Raw genomic sequence first — 24710 nt, forward strand, 5'->3', positions numbered from 1 at the left:
ATCAAAAAATGGTAGAATGAAGCTATAAAACGGAGGGAGGTAATTTTCATGTACAATCGAATTCGACATTATTCTTGTACCCCTTACCCAGCTGTTCAAGTGAAGGTCCTGGACTCTTTAGAAAAACTGAGGAGCATTAATCAGCGCTCCCCCACGATTTTTGAGCTTTCTATACACATTGGTGTCTCTGTAGAATTGATCAACGAATCAATGGAATTCAGTGGTTATTACAGCGAAGAAGCAAACCTCCAAATGTTCCACATTTGCCATTAACCTTTATTCATCGTTTTAGCAGTCTGTTCTGTCCAATCGATGAATTCACTCCCATGGAAATGTTGATTCAACTCCCGGTGAAATTTCACCAAGTTTTCTACAAACTGTCTGTTTTCATTTGAGTTGTCCCCAAAGCTTTCTAGATACTCATACAATTTATAGGAAAATTGTTTGGATTCTTCGTGTTTTTCTTTTCCTTTTTCTGTCAATACGGCGTATGACACCCTTCGGTCTGAACTCTTTTTGATAAGGGTGATGAGGCCTTTTTGCTTGAGACGTGTAATGACTTGCATGACAGTAGAAACATCCCACAATCCAATCGTAGCGATTTTCGTTATTGTCGCTTCTTTCTCTAGTTGTACGATCCATAGTACGTGCTGTTCTGCCTGGGTAAGCCCAATGCTTCTTGCTGATTTCTGCCACTCTTCTTCCAGTACTTTGTAGGTTCCTCTCAGATAGTTCATCATGATATGTAGATTAGCTAATTTCACTACCAACGCCTCGCTTTCTCTATTCTATTTAATAGGCATTAAAAGGTAGTTTAATATTAACATATTTTGTAAGAGTCGACACCTTTCAATGCTTATCTAACAAAATTCGATACCTAGGACCTGTATTTGCCTAGAACCATGGAAGGATATAAAATAAGCAGTAAACTAGGAGAAAGTAAACTGGTGCCGATTCAGCCACTCCAAAAGTACCCCATTTCATCTCTTCAAGAGCCGAAAAAAAGAAGTTGACCAAATGAACGCCAACTTCACATGGTCAACCATTTATCAATCTGATTACTTGGCAGTTCCAACTTCTTCTATAATTCTCACTACAAGTTCCGAAGTTTTGACAAGCTCTTCGATCGGCATACGTTCATTCGTAGTATGAATCTCTTCATAACCTACAGCTAAGTTTACTGTTGGAATACCGAATCCAGCTATGATATTGGCGTCACTGCCTCCACCACTTTCTTGAAGCTCCGGTTTTCTTCCGATCTTTTCAACAGCTTGTTTCGCAACTTCCACCACATGGTCGCCATGATCAAATTTAAAGCCTGGATACATGACCTTGATTTCAACATCGGCTTTTCCACCCATTGTTTCAGCTGTACTTTCAAATGCTTCCTTCATCTTCTGTACCTGTACTTCCATTTTTTCAGGTATTAATGACCTTGCTTCAGCCAAAATATCGACATGATCGATGACGATATTCGTATTCGTTCCTGCACCACCTTCAAATCGACCAATGTTCGCAGTCGTTTCTTCATCAATCCGACCAAGAGGCATCTTCGCAATTGCCTTGGCAGCAATCGTGATTGCAGACACGCCTTTTTCAGGTGCAACACCTGCATGCGCTGTCTTTCCTTTGATTGCAGCCTTGATTTTCGCTTGAGTCGGTGCTGCTACAATAATATTTCCGACCTTACCGTCTGAATCAAGAGCAAAGCCGTACTGTGCATCTACATGTGCCGGATCAAGCTCCTTTGCCCCAACAAGACCAGATTCCTCACCTACAGTAATGACAAACTGGATTTTACCATGAGGGATATTTTGCTCCTTGAGGACTTTGATTGCCTCGAACATCGCTGCCAATCCTGTCTTGTCATCAGCTCCAAGTATCGTCGTCCCGTCACTTTTGATATAACCATCTTCAATGGATGGCTTGACTCCCTTCCCTGGAAGAACCGTGTCCATGTGGGAAGTGAAATAGATTGAGTCAGCCTTATCATTCGTAGCCGGCAATGTGCAAATGAGATTCCCGGCACCATGACCTGTTTTATCTTTAGCGTCATCCTCAAACACTTCTAAACCTGAATCTGAAAATTTCTGTTTGAGAACCTTTGAGATTTCTTCTTCATGTTTTGTTTCCGAGTCGATTTGGACCAATTCCAGAAACTCTTCAACAATTCTGTCTTGATTGATCATTATATTCTCCTTTCTTATCTACCCGATCTATAAATTGAGATAGTATTAAAGTGGGATGTTTCCGTGCTTTTTATAAGGACGTTTCACTTTTTTGTTGCGCAGCATATGTAATGCCTGAGTAAGCTTGATCCGTGTGTCTCTAGGATCGATGACATCATCGACCATTCCTCTGGCTGCAGCAACGTAAGGGTTCGCAAACTTCTCGCGGTATTCCGCAATTTTTTCCTGTCTCGTCTGTTCCGGGTTTTCACTATTGTTGATTTCCCGTGCGAAAATGATATTAGCCGCTCCTTCAGGTCCCATCACTGCAATTTCCGCGTTTGGCCAAGCAAACACGAGATCCGCTCCGATTGACTTACTGTTGAGTGCAACATAGGCTCCACCGTATGCTTTTCGTGTAATGACTGTGATCTTCGGGACAGTTGCCTCTGAATATGCATACAAGATTTTGGCGCCATGTCTTATAATACCCCCATGCTCCTGTTTGATGCCAGGGAAAAACCCTGTAACATCCTCAAATGTAATCAAAGGAATATTGAAACTATCACAGAACCGGATGAACCGAGCTACTTTATCAGATGAATCGATATCCAAACCGCCAGCCATCACTTTAGGCTGATTACAGATCAATCCGATAGCTTCACCGTTTATTCTGCCGAAGCCGACCACGGTATTCTTCGCAAAATCCTTGTGTACCTCCATGAATGAATCTTCATCCACAACCTCTAGGATAACATTTCTTACATCATAAGGGCGAATCGTTTCAAAAGGGACGACATCCGCAAGGTTTTCCCTATAATCGGATTCATTCTCGACTTGCTTCGGTTCAGGACGCTCTTCGCTATTTTGCGGTAAATATTCGAGCAGGCGACGGACTTCCTGAAGCACTTCCTCTTCTGTCGGGGCCGTAAAGTGGGCATTCCCGCTTTTTGTACCATGTACCTTTGCTCCGCCCAAGTCTTCTGAACTGATTTTTTCACCCGTGACGGTCTCGATGACTTTCGGTCCAGTAATGAACATTTGGCTTGTCTTCTCAACCATGAACACGAAATCCGTGATGGCAGGCGAATAGACAGCCCCGCCTGCACAAGGGCCTAAAATGACAGAAATCTGAGGGATGACACCGGAGTATATCGAATTTCGATAGAAGATCTGGCCATATCCATCAAGAGAAACAACACCTTCCTGAATCCGCGCACCACCTGAATCATTTAGACCGATGAAAGGTGCTCCATTTTCTGCAGCCAAATCCATCACCTTTGCAATCTTTTGAGCATGCATTTCTCCTAAGGCTCCACCGAAAACGGTGAAATCCTGGGCGAACAAATAAACAGGTCTCCCATGGATCGTCCCATATCCGGTGACAACTCCCTCACCTGGTGCGTGATTTTTATCCATACCGAAATCAGAGCTGCGATGTTCGATGAATGAATTGATTTCCACAAAGCTGTCTTTATCTAGAAGAAGATCGATCCGTTCCCTTGCCGTAAGTTTTCCTTTTTCATGCTGCTTTTCGATCCGTTCATCACCGCCCCCCATTTCAACCTGGCGGCGTCGATCATAAAGTTCATTGATTTTATCATAGATGTCCATACCTACAAACGCTCCTTCGATGGTTTCTCGCATAATTCATAAAGTACACCATTTGTTGATTTTGGATGCATAAAAGCAATTGAAGCGCCTCCCGCTCCCGGCTTAGGTGTATCATGAATCATCTGGATCCCCTTCTGTTTAATTTCCTCGATGCGGTCTTTTATGTTCACTACCCCTAATGCAACGTGATGTATTCCTGATCCACGCTTTTCTAAAAACGATCGGATCGGGCTTGATTCGGAAGTCGGTTCCAACAGCTCGAGCTTGACGTTTCCAGCATTTACAAACGCTACCTTCACAGCTTCTGAAGCCACTTCTTCAATGCCTTCTAATTTTAGCTGTAGAATATCTAAATAAAATGGCAATGATTCATCCAGAGATTCTACTGCAATACCAATATGATCGATTTTCTGAACGATATCCACTGGGGTTTCCATTGAAATCCCATCACGCTGGCATACAACTTTTTCAATATATTTTGCGGTTTCGAGTGACGGGGTTCCAGGCGTAAAGATTTTCTGTATGCCTTGATCCTCTAGAAACGGAATGTCTTCCCACGGAATCACCCCTCCACCGATGACGATGATGTCATCAGCTCCTTGGGCTTTCAAACCCTTCACAATCTCAGGAAAAAGCTCATTGTGTGCACCGGATAGACAGGACAAGCCGATCGCATCTACATCCTCTTGTATCGCTGAGGCGACGATTTGTTCAGGAGTCTGTCTTAAGCCGGTATAAATGACCTCCATCCCATAGTCACGCAGCGCTTGAGATATGATCAATGCCCCGCGATCGTGGCCATCAAGACCAGGTTTTGCAATCAAAACACGTATTTTCTTTTTCATCTCCACTACCTCCGTATACCTGCCAGGATGTCAGTTAGGCAGGTTTAGTCACAGTTGTATATTTCTTTAGGCTCTATTAAAGGACTATGTGATTATAAGCGAAATTTGCGACACTCCTTCGGGAAGAGCGGGCCAGGCGAGACCCGTGGAGGTTCTGCCTAGCTCAACGACCAGTCACTTGGATCACTTCAAACCTCCTGCGGCGACCACAGCCTCCTCGTCAGTTTTCCAGTGACCTACGTGACTAGGCGGGTCGCTTCCGCTTTTCGTTTGCCCGCGGAAAGGGAGTGAATTTCGCAGACATCAATAGTAAAAACGAACAAAGCTTTCCTTTATAGGACTGGTAAAAAAACTAAAAATTATATACCTGTAAATTCACCGAATTCTTCACGCAGCACGCCACATATTTCTCCAATTGTACAATAGGAACGGACACATTCCACTATATGAGGCATGAGGTTTTCTGAATCTTGGGCTGCTTTACGCAATTTTTCTAACTGAGCGCTCGCTCGTTGCTGGTCTCTTTTGCTTCGTACTTCGCCTAGCTTGCTTACCTGGTTCGCGCTCAATTCCGGATTCAATCGATGCAATTCAGGTTTCGGCTCATCATCCAATTGATATGCATTCATGCCAACGACAATCTGATCGCCTTTTTCAATTGCTTTTTGTGTTTCATATGCGGTGTGATGAATTTCACGCTGCATGTACCCCTGTTCAACAGCAGAAACTGCTCCGCCGAGTTCATTGATTTTTTCCAGATAAAGATTCGCTTCGTTTTCAAGTTCATCTGTCAGTGATTCTACATAATAAGAACCAGCAAGTGGATCTACGGTGTCCGCTACACCACTTTCATTGGCAAGGATCTGCTGGGTCCGTAAAGCAATTCTAGCAGATTCTTCTGTCGGAAGAGCGAGAGCCTCGTCGCGGGAATTCGTATGCAAGCTTTGCGTTCCACCCAATATTGCGGAAAGTGCCTGGACTGTTACACGTACGACATTGTTGTCTGGCTGCTGGGCGGTCAAGGTTGAACCGCCAGTTTGAGTATGGAACCGAAGCTGCCAGCTTTTCGGATTCTTTGCTTGATATGTTTCTTTCATGATTTTTGCCCACATTCTACGTGCCGCCCTGAATTTAGCAATTTCTTCAAAAAACTCATTATGCGCATTAAAGAAGAATGCCAGACGAGGTGCAAACTGATCGATATCAAGACCAGCTTCTAGAGCCGCTTCAACATATGCTTTTCCATTCGCAATCGTGAAAGCTAATTCCTGCGCTGCTGTGGCACCAGCCTCACGTATGTGGTAACCCGATATGCTGATTGTGTTCCATCGAGGTACATTTTCAGCACAGTAGGCGAAGATATCTGTGATCAAGCGCATTGAAGGCTTCGGTGGAAAGATATACGTCCCTCTCGCAATGTACTCTTTTAAAATATCGTTTTGGATTGTTCCAGATATCTTTTCCGGAGATATCCCTTGTTTTTCAGCTACCACGATGTACATCGCCAATAGGACAGCTGCCGGGGCGTTGATTGTCATTGAAGTACTTACTTTATCCAACGGAATATCGTTCAATAATGCTTCCATATCCTCTAGAGAGTCGATAGCGACCCCGACTTTTCCTACCTCTCCTCTTGACATGGCGTGATCTGAATCGTACCCGATCTGAGTAGGAAGATCGAATGCTACGGATAATCCAGTTTGTCCTTGATCCAGAAGGTAACGGAACCGCTTGTTCGTCTCTTCAGCAGACCCGAAACCTGCATACTGACGCATCGTCCAATGTCTCGCACGGTACATCGTCGGCTGGATCCCTCTTGTAAAAGGATATTGACCCGGCAGACCGAGTTTCTCCATATATGATGAATTTAATTGTACTGGAAGGTATAGTCTTTCAATATCGATACTAGATGATGTCTTGAACGCTTCCTTACGTTCTGGAAATCGATTCATCAACTTTTTTGTCATTTCTTGCCACTCTTTATATGCTTGCTCGAACCCTTTTTCATGTTCCATTCTAGAAGCCTCCTTTTGCATACATGTTTACCACCTACTTCACTTCTCTATGAAAGCGGTTAACTCCTGCATTTTCTCGAAAAAACTCGACACGCTTTGCGCTTGTACCGTCAACCTTTTCTCTGTACAATAAGATGTAAGAATCTTAGGAGGTAATAGCAATGCGTAATAAATGGATGAAAATCATGATTTATCTGATGATCATCGCCATGTGCATTTCACTTCTTGCAAATGTTGCATTCATGTTTTAACCTTGATCGCTTGGAAGGCTAACCAAGTCTCGACAAGCTTAAAAAGGATAAAAAACGTTTAAATCGGCAATGATGATTGAAAATGGAGAAGTCAGACAGAGAGGAGCGTGTGATGTGATGTCAGAACAATTCCAGGAATTGAAAAACATTTTTTCCAGAACTGAGGATGCTTTGAACGTTTTCATGGGTATCCTTGAACCAACAATCGAAAATGCAAAAGACGAGCATGAAAGGCTCTATTTCCATCACATTTATGAAGAAGAAGAACATCGTCAGGATCGATTGACGATGTTGAACCCAAAGCTTGATCATTTCATCAATAATCCTGAGACTTCCCATCCTTCAAATCATGAATTCGTAAGAGTCCTACAGGATATCAGTCTTGAAAAATTCGGCCTTCATAATTTCTTGGAGCATTTAGATCTCGCATTATTTCAGTTTAAAGATACGGAACATGAATCAAGTCTGCAAAGCCTACGGGACATGACCAATGAAGATTACCAAACCATCAAAACGATGTTAAATGACTTGAATGACCAGTTTGAAGGGATCGTAAGTACAGAAGCATCGATTCCAACAGATGAAAAAGAAGACAAAGCTGGCCATCTGAAAGTGGATATGTACTCATCTCAAACTTCAGATCGAAATTCAGACGCTGCACCAGAACCTGAACCCAAACCTGAGCCGGAAAAAGAAAGACGCTACAAAAAAGGACTAACAGTCGGAAGCCTTAAAGGGAGGTAATTATTATGAACAAAGTTGACGTATTTGCAGATTCTCCATTAAGTGATCGTGATTGGCAGCAGTTGGATTCCACAATTATGGACAGTATCAAAAGACAACTGATCGGGAGACGTTTTATCGATATTTATGGTCCACTTGGTCAAGGGGTACAAACAGTAACCAACGATGTATATGAAGAGAAAGAACTTGGATCAATGGGCTATCATGGTGAAAACCTCCAGCTATCTGAACCGACAAAACGTGTGAACCTCACCATTCCATTACTGTATAAAGATTTCATCCTCTACTGGCGCGATATTGAACAAGCGAAAACGCTGGATATCCCTGTCGACTTCTCAGCTGCCGCTAATGCTGCTGCCCAGTCCGCCCTTCTAGAAGATGACATGATTTTCAATGGAGCGAAAAAGTTTGATATAGAAGGCTTAATGAATGTAAAAGGTAGGTTGACCCACATTCGTGAGGATTGGATGAAATCAGGCAATGCATTCACGGATATCGTGGAAGCACGAAACAAACTTCTTAAAATGGGGCACAGCGGACCATATGCTTTAGTTCTTTCCCCTTCCCTCTATGCGTTGATTCATCGGGTGCATGAAGGGACGCATGTACTCGAGATTGAACATATCAGGGAGCTTGTAACAGATGGGATTTTCCAATCACCTGTCATAAAAGAAGATTCTGGTGCCTTGATCGCTACCGGCCGTGAAAACCTGGATCTTGCAATTGCTGAAGATTTCGATTCAGCCTTCATGGATACTGAACATATGAACTATCTATTCCGTGTGTATGAAAGCTCAGTTCTTCGGATCAAGCGTCCGTCAGCGATCTGTACACTTGATGCACCAACAAAAAAGTAGAATCCTGAATGGGATTCTACTTTTTTACTAAGCGATTTTGAATGGATTTTTAAGTGGCTGCTTTTTCAAATGTGTCAGTTCCGCTTCTTGTTCGATTGCATCTTCACCGATATCATTGATGATTGCTGAGACCTCTTCTTCGAATATAGGTGTACAAGCACCTTCATTGATTTCGCATAACCGTTTCAGATAGTCTAGCCGTTGACTAGTTTTAAAATCTTTATAGTGATTGTTTTTCAATTCTTGAATCGGACAGTGGCGACAAGAAGCCATCATACTGATATCTTTTACGTTTACAATGTATTTTTCACCGTCATCGGTAATGAAGCCAATCGAATAGAATGTGGAACCAGAAAAATCAATGTTCGTAATGACTGGATATGTAAATTCTTCACCAGTACTCAAACGTATACGACTTGCTTCAATTGCTCCACCAATTTTTCGTTCGTTCGTCAAAAGTGTATGCATGTCAGTGAAGCCATTTACATCGTATCCCATTTGAAAAGCCTCCTATCAATAAATATGATAATCATTCTCAGCGATATTTATTCTCATTGTAAGTGAAAATCATTCTCAAGTCAACAACATTTTATAATTGTTTCTTTTTGCGAAATCCACCACCTTTCCGTGGGAGTCTCGAGATTTTCACTTAAAATTAAGGCAACATTAAAGTTGACAAAGACAAAAAAGGAGGATCTCTTTATCATGAAAAAGCCTTTGACCATTGGTTCCTTAAAATCACAATCCGCTTCTGCGGCAGGAAGTGAAAATGATGTTCCCCCAAATGCAGGAAAGACTACGGCCAATGTGGCAGAACCTCACGAAAACCATCAGGTAAATACTATATATATAATCCAAAATGGAACAGCATATTCAGTTCGTCTCGATAAATACATGACGTTATTGGACTCTGCACTGCAGCAAGGAAATAAGATTGATTTTAAATGTAAAAAAGGGACTTGTGGCAGATGCAAAGTCCAACTGTTGAAAGGTATGTCCATACTGACCGAGCCTAATGATCAGGAAGAAGAAAAACTTGATAATTTAATCGATCAAGGATTCAGGCTTGCATGCCAGTCCCGCCTGAAATAAGTTTATCGAGTGGATAATTTCTATTCCATAATGCGCTGTTCTTTTGCGATTTGTTCAAACGGTTTTTTCATATCGACGATCAGGATTTTTGTGCCCAGCGGGACATGATCATACAACCATTTGATATCATCCTCATAAAAACGGACACAGCCGGCTGTGATAAAATGGCCGATCGCTTTTGGTGTATTCGTTCCATGGAGACCATACGTCCTTCCATCAGTATCTTTTGCATCAAATCCGATCCACCTTGATCCAAGAGGGTTATCTGGATCCCCGCCTGGAATGTCTTTTTTTCGATAATAAGGATCCACAGCTTTGACGATGATGTTGAATTCCCCTTCAGGTGTCAAGTCCTTGGATTTTCCTGTAGCGACACGCCCCGTCTTATCGATTTCCCCCTCGTTGATATAAGCAAAGGTGTTATTTGCTTTATTGACGATAACATAAGGGTCCCCAGGCAAAGGATTCTCCCCGAGCGGCCAAATCGGTGAAATCATGAAAATAAAAGAAGCTAGAAAAAGTGATAGTTGTCCCATACCATGATCCTCCCTCGTCGAACTTTTCTTCATTAGTTTGCCAAGAGGATGACTGGATTAATCACTAATCTCTAGCTTTAAAATATCTTTTCAAAATCAAGTATTGTTCCATTTCAAGTAAAAAATAATGCAATGAGGACCTTGTTTCAAACTCCTCCCGATCTTTAGGAAGATCCATGTTGCGAAAGGTCTTCCTCATTCTTTCAAGCTCATCAAGGAACCTTTGTGCCGTATTCCCAGGGTGGATTGCGTCAGCCAAATCATCAAGAAAATCCGCTATCCGGAAGCTTTGGACGTAGGTATGATCCAGTGATGTAATGACTGGCATCACCCGACCGAGAATCTCATACTGCTTTTCCCTCATTTTAAAATAGTTATAGTATTGGTTCTCATGTCTTGTCAGGTGGTTTTCGACATCACGGAAAGCGAGACTTTTCGCCTCTTTAATCAGCCTGTCCACAGTAACGATCTCTTTGCCATCCCAATCGCTTTCCCCTTCTCTTAGAAACTTCGAGAATTCCTTGAGGATTTTTTCAAAATTACTTTCCACGTCCTCTTGATACTTTTTCAATTGAGATTCCATACTCGGCATATACAGGTTCATCACAAGCGCCATTCCGATACCGATTATGATGATTGCAAGTTCATTCAGTACGATCGAAACAGAAAAATCCTTGATCATCAGGAAATGAAGGATGATGACCACGCTTGTTATGACGCCTTCCTTCAATTTGAGCGCAACAAGGGTTGGTATAAAAGCCAATAGAAGCAGTCCGAGCACGAGCGGATGATAGGCGATCCCTTCAAAAAAGAGGAATGCAAAACCAATGCCGATCAAACATGCTGAAAATCGTTCCCATGAACTGACGATCGATTTCTTTTTCGTCACTTTGATGCAGAGAACCGCAAGTATACCCGCTGATATGTAAAATTCAAGCTGGAAAGTCTGGGCGATCAATATAGCCAGAGGTGCAGCAATTGCAGTTTTCAACGTACGATAGCCAATCGGAAATGACAAGGCATTGCCCCCTTTCATTCTGTAGATGTTGATTTTAAATAATGTATGGAGACCTACTATTGAATAAAGTACTGGTTCCAGAGTCATATCCTATTGTAAACCATACCCCTAGTTTTCGTGAAATAAAGACACCCTATGTGGAGAAAATCGAAGCAGACATGAGATTTAAGAATGGAAGATATTCAGATCGAGGTGGTATTTTCTTCCCTGAGGTAGTGAGGTTTGCTTTGGACAATAAGTGATTGGTTATTTTTCAAGTATGTCAAAATCCAAAGGTGTGTTTTCTTTCAAAAGTTTCCTTCCTAATTTTTCACACTGCTGTGTAGTTAATATCTCATTTTTATTTTTATATTTACATTTTATTTGATCGATTTTCTTGTGAAAGATTAAATTTTCGTTGAACAAAATAAATATGTACATATCTTTCCATTTATTGAACATTTCTCAAGATATATGTACATTTCCTGGTATTTATTGAACATTTCCCAAAATATATGTACATATTTTTGTTTTTATCAACATTTGACAAGATTCGGATAAGGACTAAAAGCAAAAAAACCCGCTTACGCCGGTTTTATGAATTATTATGGCGCGCCCACCAGGATTCGAACCCAGAATACGAGAGCCGAAATCTCGTGTGATATCCATTTCACTATGGACGCATTAGTTTTGGACAGGACTTTAGTTTACGCCATATCGTCATCACTGTCAAGATTCAGATAATGAGGCTTGGCCAAGCTATCCTTTTTAATACTTAAAAGTTATGCCACCGGACAAATGCCGGTGACATGTATCTTAACAATGTTCTTTGAATGCATCTTGCAGTTTGTAGACCACTTCAATCGGTTCAGATCCTTCAATTTCATGGCGCTCAACCATCGCCATCAGCTTCCCATCCTTCAGCAGAGCGAAAGACGGTGATGACGGAGGATACCCTGTAAAGAAGGATCTCGCTTTTTCAGTTGCAGCCTTATCCTGGCCAGCGAATACCGTCACTGCATGATCGGGTTTAACATCACTTTTATGCAAGGCGTAACCAGCAGCAGGTCTTGCGATTCCTCCTGCACAACCACAAACGGAGTTTACCAGCACTAGGGTCGTCCCTTCTTTACCAAATGCCGCTTCTACCTCTTCGGGGGTCGTCAATTCAGCAAATCCTGCTTCTTTCGCTTCATTACGTGCAGTCACAACCACATCATTCATGAACATGTTGAAATTCATATTCAAAACCTTCCACACCCTTCCATTACCTGTTACCTACTATTTTATTCGAAAGATGGGGTGTATCGCAAATTTCCAGATTTCCTGGAAAGCAAAAAAAAAAGCAAGCACTAGGCTCACTCTAGAAAGGGGGTTAGGGGGTATAGAGGTGTTGTACTATTTATTTACCCTGTTCCCAAAATTTAAAACTTTTTTCCATAAATTTTTATTTGCTGTTCAAGGCTTTTTTTAGCGTAGTAAGATTTTCTTCCATGACTCTGAGGTAATCTTCATTCTGATCCATCTGTTCTTCAGTAAGTGACTCCAGATTGCTCAAGTATAATGCCTCGGCGTCCACATCTTTCTGAATCATCTTCGCAACATTTGAGGTGATGTTCTTTTCAAATAGGATATAAGGAACATCGTTTTCCTGGGCAAAATCGATTATTGCTTGCGCTTCTTTTTGTGATGGTTCATGTGAAGGCGATGTACCTGCTACAGATATTTGCTTGAGACCGTATCTCTCTTCCCAGTTTCCGTAGGCACTGTGTGCAACGATGAACTCTTTGCGTTGTGCGTTTTCAGCAAGCTCCTCAAATTTCTGATCAAGTTCCGCTAAATCACTTTTCAACGCCTTGAAATTTGCTTCGAATTCTTCCTTTTTTTCTGGTCGTTGCTTGATCATTTCATCTTTTATCGTATGAGCCATCTCGATTGCATAGACAGGATCGAGCCATAGGTGAGGATCGATTTCTCCATGTTCATGATCACCGTGCTCGTGGTGTTCATCCTCATGACCGTCCTCATGTTCTGATTCATCCTCGGTAATATGAGCTGATGCATTCAAAAAGGAAACATCCTGGCTTTCCAAAGATTTTTTCGCCTTTCCGACGAACCCTTCGAAACCAGCACCATTATAGATGAGCAGATCTGCTTTAGAAATATTGATCAGTTCTTTCGTCGTCGGTTCATATGTGTGACCATCTGAGCCTGGAGGGATGATGGACTCGACCTTAACGGAATCTCCCCCGATTCTTTCCGCAAAATACTGTAAAGGATATATGGACGTATAAATTATAAAATCAGTACCTTTTTCGCCGTCTACGTTTGATTCTTTTTGACCGCATCCTGAAATGATGAAGGCGAACATGAGTAAAAATGTAAGTATCCGCAATGCTGCCGCTCCTTTCGTAATGATTCCGATTTATTTTCAGAGCACTATTATTATATCGTAACCATTACGATTTTCAACAATTTTTATTATATTTATATTATTAAGAACCAGGATCGTTCTCATTCTTACATGAGGATGCCCGAAGCTGAAAAAGAAAACGTGCTGCGATCAGCACGTTTTATCTCTATTTTAATAGATAGATGTATTCTCTTTACTTGTGTTTTCAACGATTTCCTTGACACGTGATAGGAATCTTCCGCAAACTAATCCATCCAGCACACGGTGGTCCAGGGACATACAAAGGTTAACCATATCACGGACTGCAATCATACCGTTATCCATTACAACTGGACGCTTCACAATCGATTCTACGGAAAGAATCGCAGCTTGAGGATAGTTGATGATCGGTGTTGATTGGATCGAACCGAATGAACCTGTATTGTTGACAGTGAAAGTGCCACCTTTCATATCGTCTCCGGAAAGCTTGCCACTGCGGACTTTAGAAGCAAGTTCATTAACGTCCTTCGCGATACCTTTAAGGCTCTTCTCATCTGCATTCTTGATGACAGGGACGAAAAGCGAATCTTCGGTTGCGACAGCGATAGAAATGTTGATCGCTTTCTTCTGGACGATCTTATCGCCTGCCCACATTGAGTTGATCATCGGGAATTCCTTAAGTGCTTCGACGACTGCTTTGATAAAGAATGGAAGGAAAGTGATGTTGTATCCTTCTTTTTGCTTGAAGTCGCCTTTTACACTGTTACGATATTCCACGAGGTTCGTTACGTCTACTTCCATCATCATCCATGCGTGAGGTGCTTCATGCTTGCTTCGTACCATGTTATCAGCAATCGCACGGCGCACACCACTTACTGGAATTTCAACATCGCCTTCTTCAACAGGGATGTTCATCGGTTTGGATGCTGGTTTGGATGCTGGTTTGGATGCTGCAGCTACAGGAGCTTGTGTCGGTTCCGGCGCTTTTTCAGGTGCTGGAGCTGCTTCTTCCTTCGGTTTATCTCCAGCTTTCGGGATGTCACCTGAATCAATCAGCTTTTGAAGATCCTTACGGGTGATCCGTCCTTCGCGTCCAGTTCCTTCCACTTGCTCAAGGTCGATATCATTTTCTTGCGCTAATCGTAGAACAGCTGGAGAATAGCGCGCTTTACCGTCTTTAGGCTGCTTACGCTTTTCCTTTTTAGGAGCAGCTTCAGCATGTTGCTCTTCTGCAGAAGAGTCTTCAACAGGATCGACTTCTGTCGGTGCCTCTTCTTTCTCCGTAGCACCAGCTCCGCCTTCTGTCTCAATGTAACAGACAAGCTCACCTACCTCGATGGTATCTCCTTCACCAGCTACAAGCTCTTTGATCGTACCTGTATAAGATGATGGGATTTCAGCGTTAACTTTATCCGTCATGACCTCTGCAATCGGATCATACTTCTTTACTTCGTCTCCAACTTGAACGAGCCATTTACTGATCGTTCCTTCTGTAACACTCTCACCAAGCTGGGGCATGGATATTTTTTCTGTTGCCATTTCGTTTCCCTCCTTGGAGATTAAAATTCCGCTAAGTCGCGCATAGCTTTTTCGACTTTATCTGGGTTGATCATGAAATATTTTTCCATAGTCGGTGCATAAGGCATTGCCGGCACATCAGGGCTAGCAAGACGCTGAATCGGAGCATCAAGATCGAACAGGCAATGTTCACCGATGATCGCTGAAACTTCACTTATGATGCTTCCTTCTTTATTGTCTTCAGTCACCAACAAGACCTTCCCTGTTTTAGATGCTGCTTCTATGATTGCCTCTTTATCAAGCGGATAAACCGTACGTAGATCAAGGACATGTGCGGAAATTCCGTCTTTTTCAAGCTTTTCAGCAGCTTGAAGGGCAAAGTGTACGGACAGTCCATATGTAATGACTGTGATATCTTCACCTTCTCGCTTCACATCTGCTTTACCGATTGGAAGTGTATAGTCATCCTCAGGTACTTCACCTTTGATCAGTCGATACGCTCTCTTATGCTCGAAGAAAAGGACTGGATCCTCGTCACGGATAGCAGCTTTCAACAGTCCTTTTACATCATAAGGAGTCGAAGGCATGACAATCTTTAGACCTGGAACATTCGCGAAAAGCGCTTCAACAGACTGGGAGTGGTAAAGTGCTCCATGGACTCCCCCGCCATATGGTGCACGGATTGTGATTGGACAATGCCAATCGTTGTTTGAACGATAACGGATCTTAGCAGCTTCAGAAACGATCTGGTTCACTGCTGGCATGATAAAATCAGCAAATTGCATTTCAGCAACAGGACGCATTCCATACATCGCTGCACCGATTCCTACCCCCGCGATCGCAGATTCAGCCAAAGGCGTATCGATTACGCGTTCTTCTCCAAATTGCTCATAAAGACCAGCGGTTGCACGGAAAACACCGCCACGAACCCCAACGTCTTCTCCAAGTACAAATACTTTGTCATCACGTTCCATTTCTTCACGCAATGCTTGCGTTACAGCTTCTATATATGAAATTACTGGCATTTTTTCGTCCCCCTATTCCGCATACACATATTTGAGCGCACTTTCAGCCTCCGCATACGGTGCTTCTTCAGCATAGTCCGTAGCCTCATCCACTTCTTTATCAATGCGTTCAGAGATTTCTTTTGCTTTTTCTTCTGTCAGGATTCCGAGATCTTCAAGGTACTTTTTGAAAGTGATCAATGAATCTTTTTGTTTTGCTTCTTCAACTTCTTCACGCTCACGATATGCACGATCATCATCATCACTTGAGTGAGGTGTCAAACGGTAAGACACGGTTTCGATCAATGAAGGACCCTCACCACGACGGCCGCGTTCAGCAGCTTCTTTAACCGCTTCATAAACAGCCAGTGGGTCATTCCCATCAACAGTGACGCCTGGCATACCATAACCGATTGCACGGTCGGATACTTTTTCACAAGCAAGCTGCTTAGAGATCGGAACAGAAATGGCATACTTATTGTTTTCACACATGAAAATGACAGGAAGCTTATGTACTCCCGCAAAGTTAGCAGACTCGTGGAAATCACCCTGGTTGGATGATCCTTCACCGAAAGTAGTGAACGTCACGAGGTCTTTTCCTTCCATTTTTCCTGCCAATGCAATTCCTACTGCATGCCCCACTTGAGTTGTTACTGGTGAAGAACCTGTAACGATGTTGTTTTTCTTTTGCCCAAAGTGTCCAGGCATTTGGCGTCCGCCTGAGTTCGGGTCTTCAGCTTTTGCAAAACCGGATAACATGAGATCACGTGCGGTCATACCGAACCAAAGGACAACACCCATATCACGGTAGTAAGGGAGTGCGTAATCCTTTTCTTTGTCGAGTGCCATGGCTGCACCTACTTGTGCCGCTTCTTGTCCCTGACACGAAATGACGAAAGGAATCTTTCCTGCTCGGTTCAACAGCCACATTCTTTCATCGATTTTTCTTGCCATCAACATCGTTTCATACATCTTGATTACTTGCTCATCAGATAAACCTAATCTTTCATGTCGATTTTCGGCCATCATATTGCCCTCCTTAAAATATCCTAGTTATGAATCGCTTTGCCATCAACTGCTAAGGCTGCTTCTCCGATTACCTCTGACAATGTCGGATGCGGATGGACAGAGTGTGCAATTTCCCATGGTGTTGCATCCAGAACCTTTGCAAGACCTGCTTCAGAGATCATATCCGTTACGTGTGGTCCAATCATATGGACTCCAAGTAAATCATTTGTTTCTTTATCAGCAATCAGTTTTACAAATCCATCAGATTGTCCATAAACGAGTGCTTTACCGATTCCTTTAAATGAAAACTTACCGATTTTAATATCGTAGCCTTTTTCCTTCGCTTCATCTTCGGTCAACCCTACGCTTGCCATTTCAGGGTTTGAGTAGATACACTTGGAAATCATCGTGTAGTCGATCGGATGTGGATTTTGATCAGCCATATGTTCAACAGCTACAATTCCTTCGTGGGAGGCCACATGAGCCAATTGAAGTCCACCGATCACATCTCCGATTGCATAGATATGCGAATCCTTGGTCTGATAAAATTCGTTCGTCTGGATTGCACCTTTTTCAACTTGGATTTCTGTGTTCTGAAGGCCGATGTCTTCAACATTCGGCTGGCGACCTACAGAAACCAATAGTTTATCTGCAGAGAAGGATTTCTCTTCGTCTTTATGCTCAGCTTTGATCATTACCCCTTCTCCTTTTTCAAGGCTCTCAGGCAAAACCTTTGCACCAGTGACGATCTTTACACCTTTCTTTTTCAAAATGCGTGTCGCTTCTTTCGAAATTTCTTTGTCCTCTGTAGGAACAATTCGATCAGCGTATTCTAATACGGTTACATCAAGCCCGAAGTCAATGAACATTGAAGCCCATTCAATCCCGATGACGCCTCCTCCGACAATGATGATTGAGGATGGAAGCTCTTCAAGCTCCAATGCTTCATCCGATGTCAGGACTAATTCTCCATCGATATCAAGGCCAGGTAACGTTCTTGGGCGTGATCCAGTTGAGACGAGCAGGTTTTTTGGTACCAGAATGACATTCTCGTCTCCATTGTTATACTCGACTGAAACCGCGCCAGGCATCGGTGAGAAGATAGACGGACCTAATATACGGCCATGTCCTTCATACACATCGATTTTCCCTTTTTTCATAAGATGCTGGACACCTTTATGAAGCTGATCGACAATACCTTGCTTACGCTGTTGGACACGCTCGAAGTTCAATGCTACATCTTTTGCAATGACACCGAATTCTTCACCTTTCTTAGCCGTTGCAAAAACTTCTGCACTCCTTAATAATGCTTTACTCGGGATACAACCTCTATGAAGGCATGTCCCTCCTAATTTTCCTTTTTCAACGATGGCGACAGATAATCCAAGCTGGGAAGCTCGAATTGCTGCTACATAACCGCCAGTACCTCCACCGAGGATGACGAGATCATAATTCTCAGCCATGATTCATTCCCCTTTCCGTTAAATGCTTTGTTCTATCGGTTGATTTGGATATTCTTTCGCATCTTCTTCTCCACGTAGTACACGTAAGCCGCCTTCAGCCAATGCTTGAAGCTCATTCTCACCAGGATGTACGATCACATCACTGATCCATTCGATCCGTTCAGTGATTTCATTTACAAAATCCTTACCATAAGCAAGTCCGCCTGTCAGTACAATTGCATCGACTTTGCCATGCAGCACTGCACTTGCTGCACCGATTTCCTTGGCGACTTGATAAGCCATCGCTTCATAGACCAGCTTTGCCTTTTCATCACCAGCTTCAATCCGCTTTTCGACTTCCACCGCATCATTCGTACCGAGATAGCCGACAAATCCTGCATTACCAACAAGCTTTTTCATGATTTCTTCTGCATAATATTCTCCAGAAAAACACATAGACACGAGATCCCCTACCGGGACAGTCCCAGCTCTTTCAGGAGAAAATGGTCCTTCTCCATGTAATCCATTATTTACGTCAATGACTTTTCCTTCTTGATGTACACCGACTGTAATTCCTCCACCCATATGCGTAACAATCAAACGAAGTTCTTCGTATGAACGGTCTAACTGCTTTGCCACTCTTCGTGCAACTGCTTTTTGGTTAAGTGCATGGAATATACTTTTTCTTTCTATTTCCGGTACACCTGAAACTCTTGCAAGTGGCGCTAATTCGTCAACAACTACCGGATCGACAATAAATGAAGAAATATTCAATCCTCGCGCAATCTCAAAAGCGATGATCCCGCCTAAATTAGAAGCATGTTCTCCAGAATAACCTTTACGGAGATCTTCGAGCATTAAATCATTCACATTATAAGTTCCGCCTTCAATTGGACGAAGAAGACCACCACGTCCAACGACTGCACTTAACTTAGAAACGTTGATTCCTTCATGGTCCAATGTCTCCAGAATGACATTTTTGCGGAATTCATATTGATCGATGATGTGTTCGAATTCGCTGATTTTTTCGCTATCATGACGAATGGTCTTCTCAAATACTGAGTGTTCATCATCAAATATTCCAATCTTAGTAGATGTTGATCCAGGATTAATTACAAGTAATCGATATTCTCTTTGTTGCAAAACGGAACCCTCCATTGATGACTCTAAAAACGATTTTTTAAAAACCAGGCTCTGTTATGTTGATCTTGCGATATCCATTCCAGTTCTACGGGCAAACCGTAGACGTATCGTGAATTTTGCTTGACTAATTAATCAACGTTTAACAAAGCTCTATATTATTGGCCGATGCGTTGAGATAAAATATGCCTGCTGTTCAATAGGAATTGGCTTCTTGAATTCTTATTGCGCTCAATCCGTTCTTCCGCAAGGCGATCAGCTGCCATATAAGTAGGGATATTATCGCGCTTTGAAATTTCAAATACACTTGCAATGTTGTCATAGATCGTTTCAACTTTCTTCATCGCACGTTCACGGTTGTAGCCGTATAATTCATCTGCGACATTGATGACTCCGCCTGCATTGATGACATAGTCAGGTGCGTAAGCTATGCCCATTTCATGTATCGTATCTCCATGTTTCGTATCTTTCAGTTGGTTATTTGCAGCACCAGCAATAACTTTCGCTTTCAATTGCGGAATCGTTTCATCGTTAACTGTCGCTCCAAGCGCGCATGGTGCATAGATATCACATTCAACAGAATAAATCTCTTCAGGATCTACAGCCTTTGCTCCGAAATCGTCTACCGCACGCTGTACAGCTTCCTTATGGATATCGGTGACGATCAGCTGTGCACCTTCTTCATGCAGGTGTTTGCATAGGTTGTAAGCAACGTTCCCAACACCTTGGACAGCAACGACCTTTCCTTCGAGCGAGTCCGTTCCGAATGCCTCTTTAGCTGCTGCCTTCATACCACGATAAACACCATAGGCCGTTACTGGTGATGGATTTCCTGAAGAACCGAATGCTGGTGATACACCAGTTACGAATTCAGTTTCTTGACGAATCAGGTCCATATCAGCGACAGTTGTTCCAACATCTTCTGCAGTTATGTAACGACCATTTAAACCTTGGATGTAACGTCCAAACGCCCGGAACATTTCTTCATTTTTATCTGTTCTTGGGTCTCCGATAATAACCGTCTTTCCTCCGCCTAGGTTCAAACCTGCTGCAGCATTTTTATATGTCATCCCTTTTGCAAGTCGAAGCGCATCTTCAATCGCAGCGTCTTCTGTTTCATATGTCCACATTCTCGTACCGCCAAGTGCAGGACCTAAAGTCGTATCATGAATACAGATGATCGCCTTCAATCCTGATTGTTTATCCTGGCAAATCACCAATTGCTCGTAATCGTAAGTCTCCATATACTTGAAAATTTCCATGTTCATATTCCTCCTTAAGAATTCTTATACTCGCTTTCCGTTGGCGATCCGAAAGCCTCCTTGTTGTGGGGTCTCACCTGGCTCGCTTTTCCCGCCATCAAGCCTCTAACCATTTGGCCTATTCTTAAACGGAACGTACAGCTAATGCGATTGAATACACTTTGCTCTCCGCAGTATCCGCTCTTGAAGTAAGTACAATCGGTGCTTTCGCTCCAGCGATGACAGCACCAACTTTAGCGCGGGCAAAATATATCAAGGATTTGTACAATGCATTTCCCGTCTCGATATTTGGAACGAGGAGGATATCAGCTCTTCCAGCTACTTCGCCTCGGATTCCTTTATGTTCTGCAGCCTCTATAGAAACCGCATTATCGAGAGCTAGTGGTCCATCAACAACGCAATTCTTGATTTGGCCCCTGTTATTCATCTGACTAAGGGCAGCAGCATCCAATGTGGCTTCCATCGATGGATTGACGACTTCAACTGCTGCTATAGGAGCAACTTTAGGTGTTTCTACACCGATTTTAACAGCAACGTCTACAGCATTTTGGATGATATCTGCCTTTTGCTGTAGATCGGGTGTAATATTCATGGCGGCATCAGTTACAAATACGAGGCGATCATAGCCTGTCACTTCAAAAGCTGCAACATGAGAGAGGACTTTACCGGTTCTAAGACCATATTCCTTATTCAATACGGCTTTCAGTATACGTGCTGTAGGAACCATCCCCTTCATCAACACCTCAGCTTGTCCGCTGCTTACCGTTTGGACCGCCATTTCCGCAGCCTCATCAGGATTGTCGCATGAAATGACTTTCAAACGCTCAGAAGCTTCTAGCCCTTGATTTTGAAGTAAAGAGAGAATCTTTCCTTCATCACCGAACAATTGAAAAGAAGCGATTTCCTTTTCTAACGCCATTTTCACTGCTTCGATGACCTCTTCATCTTCTGCAGCAGCTACTGCAACAACTTTATCGGGCATATGGGTTGCTTCTTGGATGAGTTTTTCTAAATGCATGACCTGAGTTCAACCCTTTCTAATACTTAATCTTTTCCCATCGTCTTATAAATGCAAGATTCATGCCAAATTTTCTTACCTTGATAGGCGGGCGTTTTCACAAATAGGACCATGCAATTTTCTTCATACATTGAAAAATATTGCATGCTATTTTATTCAATACTGTATTTATCAATTTTGTAATAGAGATTTCTTAAGGAGACATCGAGTTCTTTAGCTGTTTTTGTTTTATTCCCATTACATTCATTCAAGGTTTTCTGAATCAAGCCTTTTTCAAATTGATCGACTTGCGTCTGTAAAGAATCATTGGTCCCTTGCGATATGGAAACTTCTGTTCTGGGCTGGGCATCAGTATCTAAAGAAGGTATTGATGTGACATCAATCCAAGATTCATGGAACGAAAGATGGATGATCGCCCTCCCTAGGATATTTTCCAACTCACGTACATTACCTGGCCAATGGTACTGGCAGAGATAGTCTATACCATCCTTGGTAATACCTTCGATATTCCGTCCGTAATCCTGATTCAATTTCCGAATCAGATGATCGCATAGTTTACCGATATCTTCTTTCCGTTCTCTTAATGGAGGGATGAAGATCGGCAGACGATTAATCCGATAATATAAATCTTCCCGAAAAGAGCCCTCAATTATTCTTTTTTCAAGATTTACGTTGGTTGCCGCAATTACACGTACCTTGATCGGGATTGCTTTAGTCCCTCCGACCCGTATGATCTCATTTTCTTGAAGAACCCTGAGGAGCTTGGCCTGTGTATCGCTTGATAATTCACCGATCTCATCAAGAAAAATGCTTCCACCGTTCGCCTCTTCGAACAAACCTCTTTTCCCACCTTTTTTGGCACCGGAGAATGCCCCTTCTTCATATCCAAACAATTCACTTTCGAGCAGTGATTCAGAGATGGCGGCACAATTCACACGAACGAACTTGTTATACTTCAAGCTGCTGCTATTATGAATCGCATGGGCGAACAATTCTTTCCCTGTCCCTGATTCCCCTCTTAAGAGAACAGTTGCAGGCGTGGATGCTCCCAACTTGGCTTGCTCAATTGCGAATTTCATTTCACTGGAATCGCCGATGATATCTGAAAACGTATATTTGGCTTCCAATGTACGGATAATTTGTCGGGCTCGTTGTAATTCCGCTGTCAATGACTGGATTTCAGAAATGTCATGGATGACCCCGACGCTTCCTTTCAATTTACCATCAACGATGACTGGAGCAACGTTGACCACAACATCCCTTCGATTAGGTCCTACTTTCAGCCGTACGCCCCGGACAGGTTTACGGGTACGCAAAACCCGCATATGCATACTTTCTCCTTCGGATATATCAGTGGTAGCCGGTTTCCCATAGATATCTTCTGATTTCAACCCTGTCAACCTCGTATAAGCCGGGTTGACCATAAGACCTTTCCCTTCTTCATCCACAACCGATATCGCTTCTTGCGAGGAATGGATGATCGCCTCAAGCATTGTCTGTACGCTTTTCAGACTCGTTACTTCTTCAGCCATTTCCACAACTTCAGTGATATCCTTAAAAACGGCGAACGCTCCGATTATGTTGCCTTCATCGTCAATCATCGGAGTCCTAGTAGTAATGATTTTCCTTCCATTGTATAAAACTTGTTCCTTATTCACTTCTGTTTTTCCGTGATTTAGGATGCGGGGTAATTCACTGTTAGGGATGACATCCGTGATTTCTTTACCGATGACATGCGCATTTTCAAGACCTGTCATTACTTCGGCACTTTTATTGAAGATGGTGATTTTGCGGGTACGATCAATAGCTATGACACCATCGTGGGAGGAGCTTAGAACTAAATCCTGTTGTCTGGATTGACTTGATAGTTGATTGATTAGATTTTCTTGTTCCTCAATCAAATTCGAAACCAGGACTGCGACTGAGGGAGGAATGATGACCCATTGACGATCCTTTACTTCCCTAAGGGAGGTGAACGTTTTTTCATCTCCTGTAGTCTCAATCACAACATCTACTGGCTGGTCTATGTATTGTTCCCACCTTGTCCCTATTGCTATTTCCATTTCTTGCGCTATTTTAATCCCTGGCGCTTCCTTGTTAGGGTCAATAACTGCCTTCAATTTCAAGGCATGGGATTTGTTAATGATTTTTACAAGAGCTGTACCAACTTTTCCAGCTCCAATTATGATTACATTTTTCATTAGCTACACCTATTTTTTACCATGCAATTTTTTTCACACTTTTATTTTACCCTTTGTTTTTTACATACGCAAACACTTATAGACAGGAAACGATAAAATCGGTAAAATGAGTAGCGACAGAAAAGGATGATTCAATATGACAAGAATAATCGCACTTTTAGTATTAGTGGTCCCTGGAATCGCAGGTGTGGTAGGTATAAAATTAATACGGGATTCCCTATTTGGAATCGTCCATCCGGTTTTTCCGAATTTCATTATTGAGCTGATCACCGGGATTCTCATGTTTATAATAGGATTCGGCTTTGTGGGTGGTTTCATCTTTTATAGAGACCGGAAACGGAACAATGTACAACAAAGATTCCGGAATAAAGGAGGAAATTAAATATGGAGCAGTTTAGCGTAGCTTTTTTTGAAGAAAACTTTAAAACATATGCAGAACAAAATGATGATGTATTTTCCAAACAACAGGCGATGAACAGTTATTATGTCTCAATGGTATCAACAATCATAAATGATAACATCAACAAAAACTCCGAGCTGGTAAAACGGATCCGGAACTTAAATACAGCATATCAAAATTGTCGTTGACCCATCTTCTCTCCAAAC

Annotated in this window: 25 protein-coding genes and 1 tRNA gene; 7 read left to right on the forward strand and 19 right to left on the reverse strand. The window is 42.5% G+C overall.

The window, feature by feature from the left end; translation table 11 throughout:
- Positions 1 to 48 precede the first annotated feature (48 nt).
- The gene (locus KOL94_RS07815) at positions 49 to 273 is read left to right on the forward strand and encodes a hypothetical protein (RefSeq protein ID WP_221565439.1); all 225 of its coding nucleotides are present in this window, start codon (positions 49 to 51) and stop codon (positions 271 to 273) included.
- Here the strand turns inward: KOL94_RS07815 and KOL94_RS07820 are convergent.
- The 5 genes from KOL94_RS07820 to KOL94_RS07840 form a co-directional block, all read right to left on the reverse strand.
- Positions 270 to 740, reverse strand: coding sequence for a MarR family winged helix-turn-helix transcriptional regulator (locus tag KOL94_RS07820; protein ID WP_221565441.1), 471 nt, complete (start codon positions 738 to 740; stop codon positions 270 to 272). The two genes, KOL94_RS07815 and KOL94_RS07820, sit on opposite strands and share 4 nt — an antisense overlap.
- A 318-nt stretch (positions 741 to 1058) precedes the next feature.
- Positions 1059 to 2189 (reverse strand): M20/M25/M40 family metallo-hydrolase, encoded by a 1131-nt coding sequence (locus KOL94_RS07825; protein ID WP_221565443.1) that lies wholly within the window; start codon positions 2187 to 2189, stop codon positions 1059 to 1061.
- Positions 2190 to 2234: 45 nt separating this feature from the next.
- Positions 2235 to 3782 (reverse strand): acyl-CoA carboxylase subunit beta, encoded by a 1548-nt coding sequence (locus KOL94_RS07830; protein WP_221565445.1) that lies wholly within the window; start codon positions 3780 to 3782, stop codon positions 2235 to 2237.
- A gap of 2 nt (positions 3783 to 3784) precedes the next feature.
- Complete coding sequence (mce, locus tag KOL94_RS07835) at positions 3785 to 4627, reverse strand: methylmalonyl-CoA epimerase (RefSeq protein ID WP_221565446.1); 843 nt, start codon at positions 4625 to 4627, stop codon at positions 3785 to 3787.
- Positions 4628 to 4986: 359 nt separating this feature from the next.
- Positions 4987 to 6642 carry an acyl-CoA mutase large subunit family protein gene (locus KOL94_RS07840; protein ID WP_221565448.1) on the reverse strand — a complete coding sequence of 552 codons (1656 nt, stop codon included), beginning with the start codon at positions 6640 to 6642 and terminating at the stop codon, positions 4987 to 4989.
- Positions 6643 to 6803: 161 nt separating this feature from the next.
- Here KOL94_RS07840 and prli42 point away from each other — a divergent pair, with 161 nt between their 5' ends.
- From prli42 to KOL94_RS07855, 3 genes are all read left to right on the forward strand, one after another.
- Positions 6804 to 6893, forward strand: a complete 90-nt coding sequence (prli42, locus tag KOL94_RS07845; RefSeq protein WP_221565450.1) for a stressosome-associated protein Prli42 — start codon at positions 6804 to 6806, stop codon at positions 6891 to 6893.
- 69 nt (positions 6894 to 6962) lie between these two features.
- The gene (locus KOL94_RS07850) at positions 6963 to 7637 is read left to right on the forward strand and encodes an IMEF encapsulin system ferritin-like cargo protein (protein WP_221565452.1); all 675 of its coding nucleotides are present in this window, start codon (positions 6963 to 6965) and stop codon (positions 7635 to 7637) included.
- A 5-nt stretch (positions 7638 to 7642) separates the two neighbouring features.
- Positions 7643 to 8494, forward strand: coding sequence for a family 1 encapsulin nanocompartment shell protein (locus KOL94_RS07855; protein ID WP_221565454.1), 852 nt, complete (start codon positions 7643 to 7645; stop codon positions 8492 to 8494).
- A gap of 27 nt (positions 8495 to 8521) precedes the next feature.
- Here KOL94_RS07855 and KOL94_RS07860 read toward each other — a convergent pair whose 3' ends face one another.
- Positions 8522 to 8992 (reverse strand): hypothetical protein, encoded by a 471-nt coding sequence (locus KOL94_RS07860; protein WP_221565456.1) that lies wholly within the window; start codon positions 8990 to 8992, stop codon positions 8522 to 8524.
- Between the two features lie 207 nt (positions 8993 to 9199).
- On the opposite strand from KOL94_RS07860, the gene KOL94_RS07865 reads away from it, so the two are divergent.
- Positions 9200 to 9586 carry a 2Fe-2S iron-sulfur cluster-binding protein gene (locus KOL94_RS07865; protein ID WP_221565458.1) on the forward strand — a complete coding sequence of 129 codons (387 nt, stop codon included), beginning with the start codon at positions 9200 to 9202 and terminating at the stop codon, positions 9584 to 9586.
- Positions 9587 to 9606: 20 nt separating this feature from the next.
- Here KOL94_RS07865 and KOL94_RS07870 read toward each other — a convergent pair whose 3' ends face one another.
- From KOL94_RS07870 to KOL94_RS07930, 13 genes are all read right to left on the reverse strand, one after another.
- Entirely contained in the window at positions 9607 to 10122 is a 516-nt protein-coding gene (locus tag KOL94_RS07870) for a L,D-transpeptidase (RefSeq protein WP_221565460.1), read from the reverse strand.
- Positions 10123 to 10186: 64 nt separating this feature from the next.
- Positions 10187 to 11140, reverse strand: a complete 954-nt coding sequence (locus tag KOL94_RS07875; protein WP_260412244.1) for an aromatic acid exporter family protein — start codon at positions 11138 to 11140, stop codon at positions 10187 to 10189.
- A 587-nt stretch (positions 11141 to 11727) separates the two neighbouring features.
- Positions 11728 to 11802, reverse strand: a tRNA-Arg gene (locus tag KOL94_RS07880).
- Positions 11803 to 11935: 133 nt separating this feature from the next.
- Positions 11936 to 12367: a BrxA/BrxB family bacilliredoxin gene (locus KOL94_RS07885; protein ID WP_221565462.1), complete on the reverse strand. Its 432-nt coding sequence runs from the start codon at positions 12365 to 12367 to the stop codon at positions 11936 to 11938.
- 199 nt (positions 12368 to 12566) lie between these two features.
- Complete coding sequence (locus KOL94_RS07890; protein WP_260412245.1) at positions 12567 to 13514, reverse strand: metal ABC transporter solute-binding protein, Zn/Mn family; 948 nt, start codon at positions 13512 to 13514, stop codon at positions 12567 to 12569.
- Positions 13515 to 13703: 189 nt separating this feature from the next.
- On the reverse strand, positions 13704 to 15050 hold the full coding sequence (locus tag KOL94_RS07895; protein ID WP_221565464.1) for a dihydrolipoamide acetyltransferase family protein: 1347 nt from the start codon (positions 15048 to 15050) through the stop codon (positions 13704 to 13706).
- 20 nt (positions 15051 to 15070) lie between these two features.
- On the reverse strand, positions 15071 to 16054 hold the full coding sequence (locus KOL94_RS07900; protein WP_221565465.1) for an alpha-ketoacid dehydrogenase subunit beta: 984 nt from the start codon (positions 16052 to 16054) through the stop codon (positions 15071 to 15073).
- A gap of 12 nt (positions 16055 to 16066) precedes the next feature.
- Positions 16067 to 17059, reverse strand: coding sequence for a thiamine pyrophosphate-dependent dehydrogenase E1 component subunit alpha (locus KOL94_RS07905; RefSeq protein ID WP_221565466.1), 993 nt, complete (start codon positions 17057 to 17059; stop codon positions 16067 to 16069).
- 23 nt (positions 17060 to 17082) lie between these two features.
- Entirely contained in the window at positions 17083 to 18504 is a 1422-nt protein-coding gene (lpdA, locus tag KOL94_RS07910) for a dihydrolipoyl dehydrogenase (RefSeq protein WP_221565467.1), read from the reverse strand.
- An 18-nt stretch (positions 18505 to 18522) separates the two neighbouring features.
- Complete coding sequence (gene buk, locus KOL94_RS07915) at positions 18523 to 19641, reverse strand: butyrate kinase (protein WP_483298067.1); 1119 nt, start codon at positions 19639 to 19641, stop codon at positions 18523 to 18525.
- A gap of 140 nt (positions 19642 to 19781) precedes the next feature.
- Complete coding sequence (gene bcd / locus KOL94_RS07920) at positions 19782 to 20885, reverse strand: branched-chain amino acid dehydrogenase (protein ID WP_221565469.1); 1104 nt, start codon at positions 20883 to 20885, stop codon at positions 19782 to 19784.
- Positions 20886 to 21009: 124 nt separating this feature from the next.
- Positions 21010 to 21903, reverse strand: a complete 894-nt coding sequence (gene yqiS, locus KOL94_RS07925; protein ID WP_221565470.1) for a phosphate butyryltransferase — start codon at positions 21901 to 21903, stop codon at positions 21010 to 21012.
- 152 nt (positions 21904 to 22055) lie between these two features.
- Positions 22056 to 24104: a sigma 54-interacting transcriptional regulator gene (locus KOL94_RS07930; protein WP_221565471.1), complete on the reverse strand. Its 2049-nt coding sequence runs from the start codon at positions 24102 to 24104 to the stop codon at positions 22056 to 22058.
- A gap of 136 nt (positions 24105 to 24240) precedes the next feature.
- Between KOL94_RS07930 and KOL94_RS07935 the strand changes: the two genes are divergently transcribed.
- On the forward strand, positions 24241 to 24486 hold the full coding sequence (locus KOL94_RS07935; protein ID WP_221565472.1) for a DUF2627 family protein: 246 nt from the start codon (positions 24241 to 24243) through the stop codon (positions 24484 to 24486).
- 2 nt (positions 24487 to 24488) lie between these two features.
- The gene (gene yvfG / locus KOL94_RS07940) at positions 24489 to 24692 is read left to right on the forward strand and encodes a protein YvfG (RefSeq protein WP_221565473.1); all 204 of its coding nucleotides are present in this window, start codon (positions 24489 to 24491) and stop codon (positions 24690 to 24692) included.
- The last annotated feature ends 18 nt before the right edge of the window (positions 24693 to 24710 follow it).

The organism is Alkalihalobacillus sp. TS-13, from assembly GCF_019720915.1.
Classification (GTDB): Bacteria; Bacillota; Bacilli; order Bacillales; family Fictibacillaceae; genus Pseudalkalibacillus.

Excerpts from the sequence above, each read along its gene's own strand:
- KOL94_RS07815 (WP_221565439.1), top strand. The coding sequence starts at position 49 with ATGTACAATCGAATTCGACATTATTCTTGTACCCCTTACCCAGCTGTT.
- KOL94_RS07820 (WP_221565441.1), bottom strand. The coding sequence starts at position 740 with ATGATGAACTATCTGAGAGGAACCTACAAAGTACTGGAAGAAGAGTGG.
- KOL94_RS07825 (WP_221565443.1), bottom strand. The coding sequence starts at position 2,189 with ATGATCAATCAAGACAGAATTGTTGAAGAGTTTCTGGAATTGGTCCAA.
- KOL94_RS07830 (WP_221565445.1), bottom strand. The coding sequence starts at position 3,782 with ATGGACATCTATGATAAAATCAATGAACTTTATGATCGACGCCGCCAG.
- mce (WP_221565446.1), bottom strand. The coding sequence starts at position 4,627 with ATGAAAAAGAAAATACGTGTTTTGATTGCAAAACCTGGTCTTGATGGC.
- KOL94_RS07840 (WP_221565448.1), bottom strand. The coding sequence starts at position 6,642 with ATGGAACATGAAAAAGGGTTCGAGCAAGCATATAAAGAGTGGCAAGAA.
- prli42 (WP_221565450.1), top strand. The coding sequence starts at position 6,804 with ATGCGTAATAAATGGATGAAAATCATGATTTATCTGATGATCATCGCC.
- KOL94_RS07850 (WP_221565452.1), top strand. The coding sequence starts at position 6,963 with ATGATGATTGAAAATGGAGAAGTCAGACAGAGAGGAGCGTGTGATGTG.
- KOL94_RS07855 (WP_221565454.1), top strand. The coding sequence starts at position 7,643 with ATGAACAAAGTTGACGTATTTGCAGATTCTCCATTAAGTGATCGTGAT.
- KOL94_RS07860 (WP_221565456.1), bottom strand. The coding sequence starts at position 8,992 with ATGGGATACGATGTAAATGGCTTCACTGACATGCATACACTTTTGACG.
- KOL94_RS07865 (WP_221565458.1), top strand. The coding sequence starts at position 9,200 with ATGAAAAAGCCTTTGACCATTGGTTCCTTAAAATCACAATCCGCTTCT.
- KOL94_RS07870 (WP_221565460.1), bottom strand. The coding sequence starts at position 10,122 with ATGGGACAACTATCACTTTTTCTAGCTTCTTTTATTTTCATGATTTCA.
- KOL94_RS07895 (WP_221565464.1), bottom strand. The coding sequence starts at position 15,050 with ATGGCAACAGAAAAAATATCCATGCCCCAGCTTGGTGAGAGTGTTACA.
- KOL94_RS07900 (WP_221565465.1), bottom strand. The coding sequence starts at position 16,054 with ATGCCAGTAATTTCATATATAGAAGCTGTAACGCAAGCATTGCGTGAA.
- KOL94_RS07905 (WP_221565466.1), bottom strand. The coding sequence starts at position 17,059 with ATGGCCGAAAATCGACATGAAAGATTAGGTTTATCTGATGAGCAAGTA.
- lpdA (WP_221565467.1), bottom strand. The coding sequence starts at position 18,504 with ATGGCTGAGAATTATGATCTCGTCATCCTCGGTGGAGGTACTGGCGGT.
- buk (WP_483298067.1), bottom strand. The coding sequence starts at position 19,641 with ATGGAGGGTTCCGTTTTGCAACAAAGAGAATATCGATTACTTGTAATT.
- bcd (WP_221565469.1), bottom strand. The coding sequence starts at position 20,885 with ATGGAAATTTTCAAGTATATGGAGACTTACGATTACGAGCAATTGGTG.
- yqiS (WP_221565470.1), bottom strand. The coding sequence starts at position 21,903 with ATGCATTTAGAAAAACTCATCCAAGAAGCAACCCATATGCCCGATAAA.
- KOL94_RS07930 (WP_221565471.1), bottom strand. The coding sequence starts at position 24,104 with ATGAAAAATGTAATCATAATTGGAGCTGGAAAAGTTGGTACAGCTCTT.
- KOL94_RS07935 (WP_221565472.1), top strand. The coding sequence starts at position 24,241 with ATGACAAGAATAATCGCACTTTTAGTATTAGTGGTCCCTGGAATCGCA.
- yvfG (WP_221565473.1), top strand. The coding sequence starts at position 24,489 with ATGGAGCAGTTTAGCGTAGCTTTTTTTGAAGAAAACTTTAAAACATAT.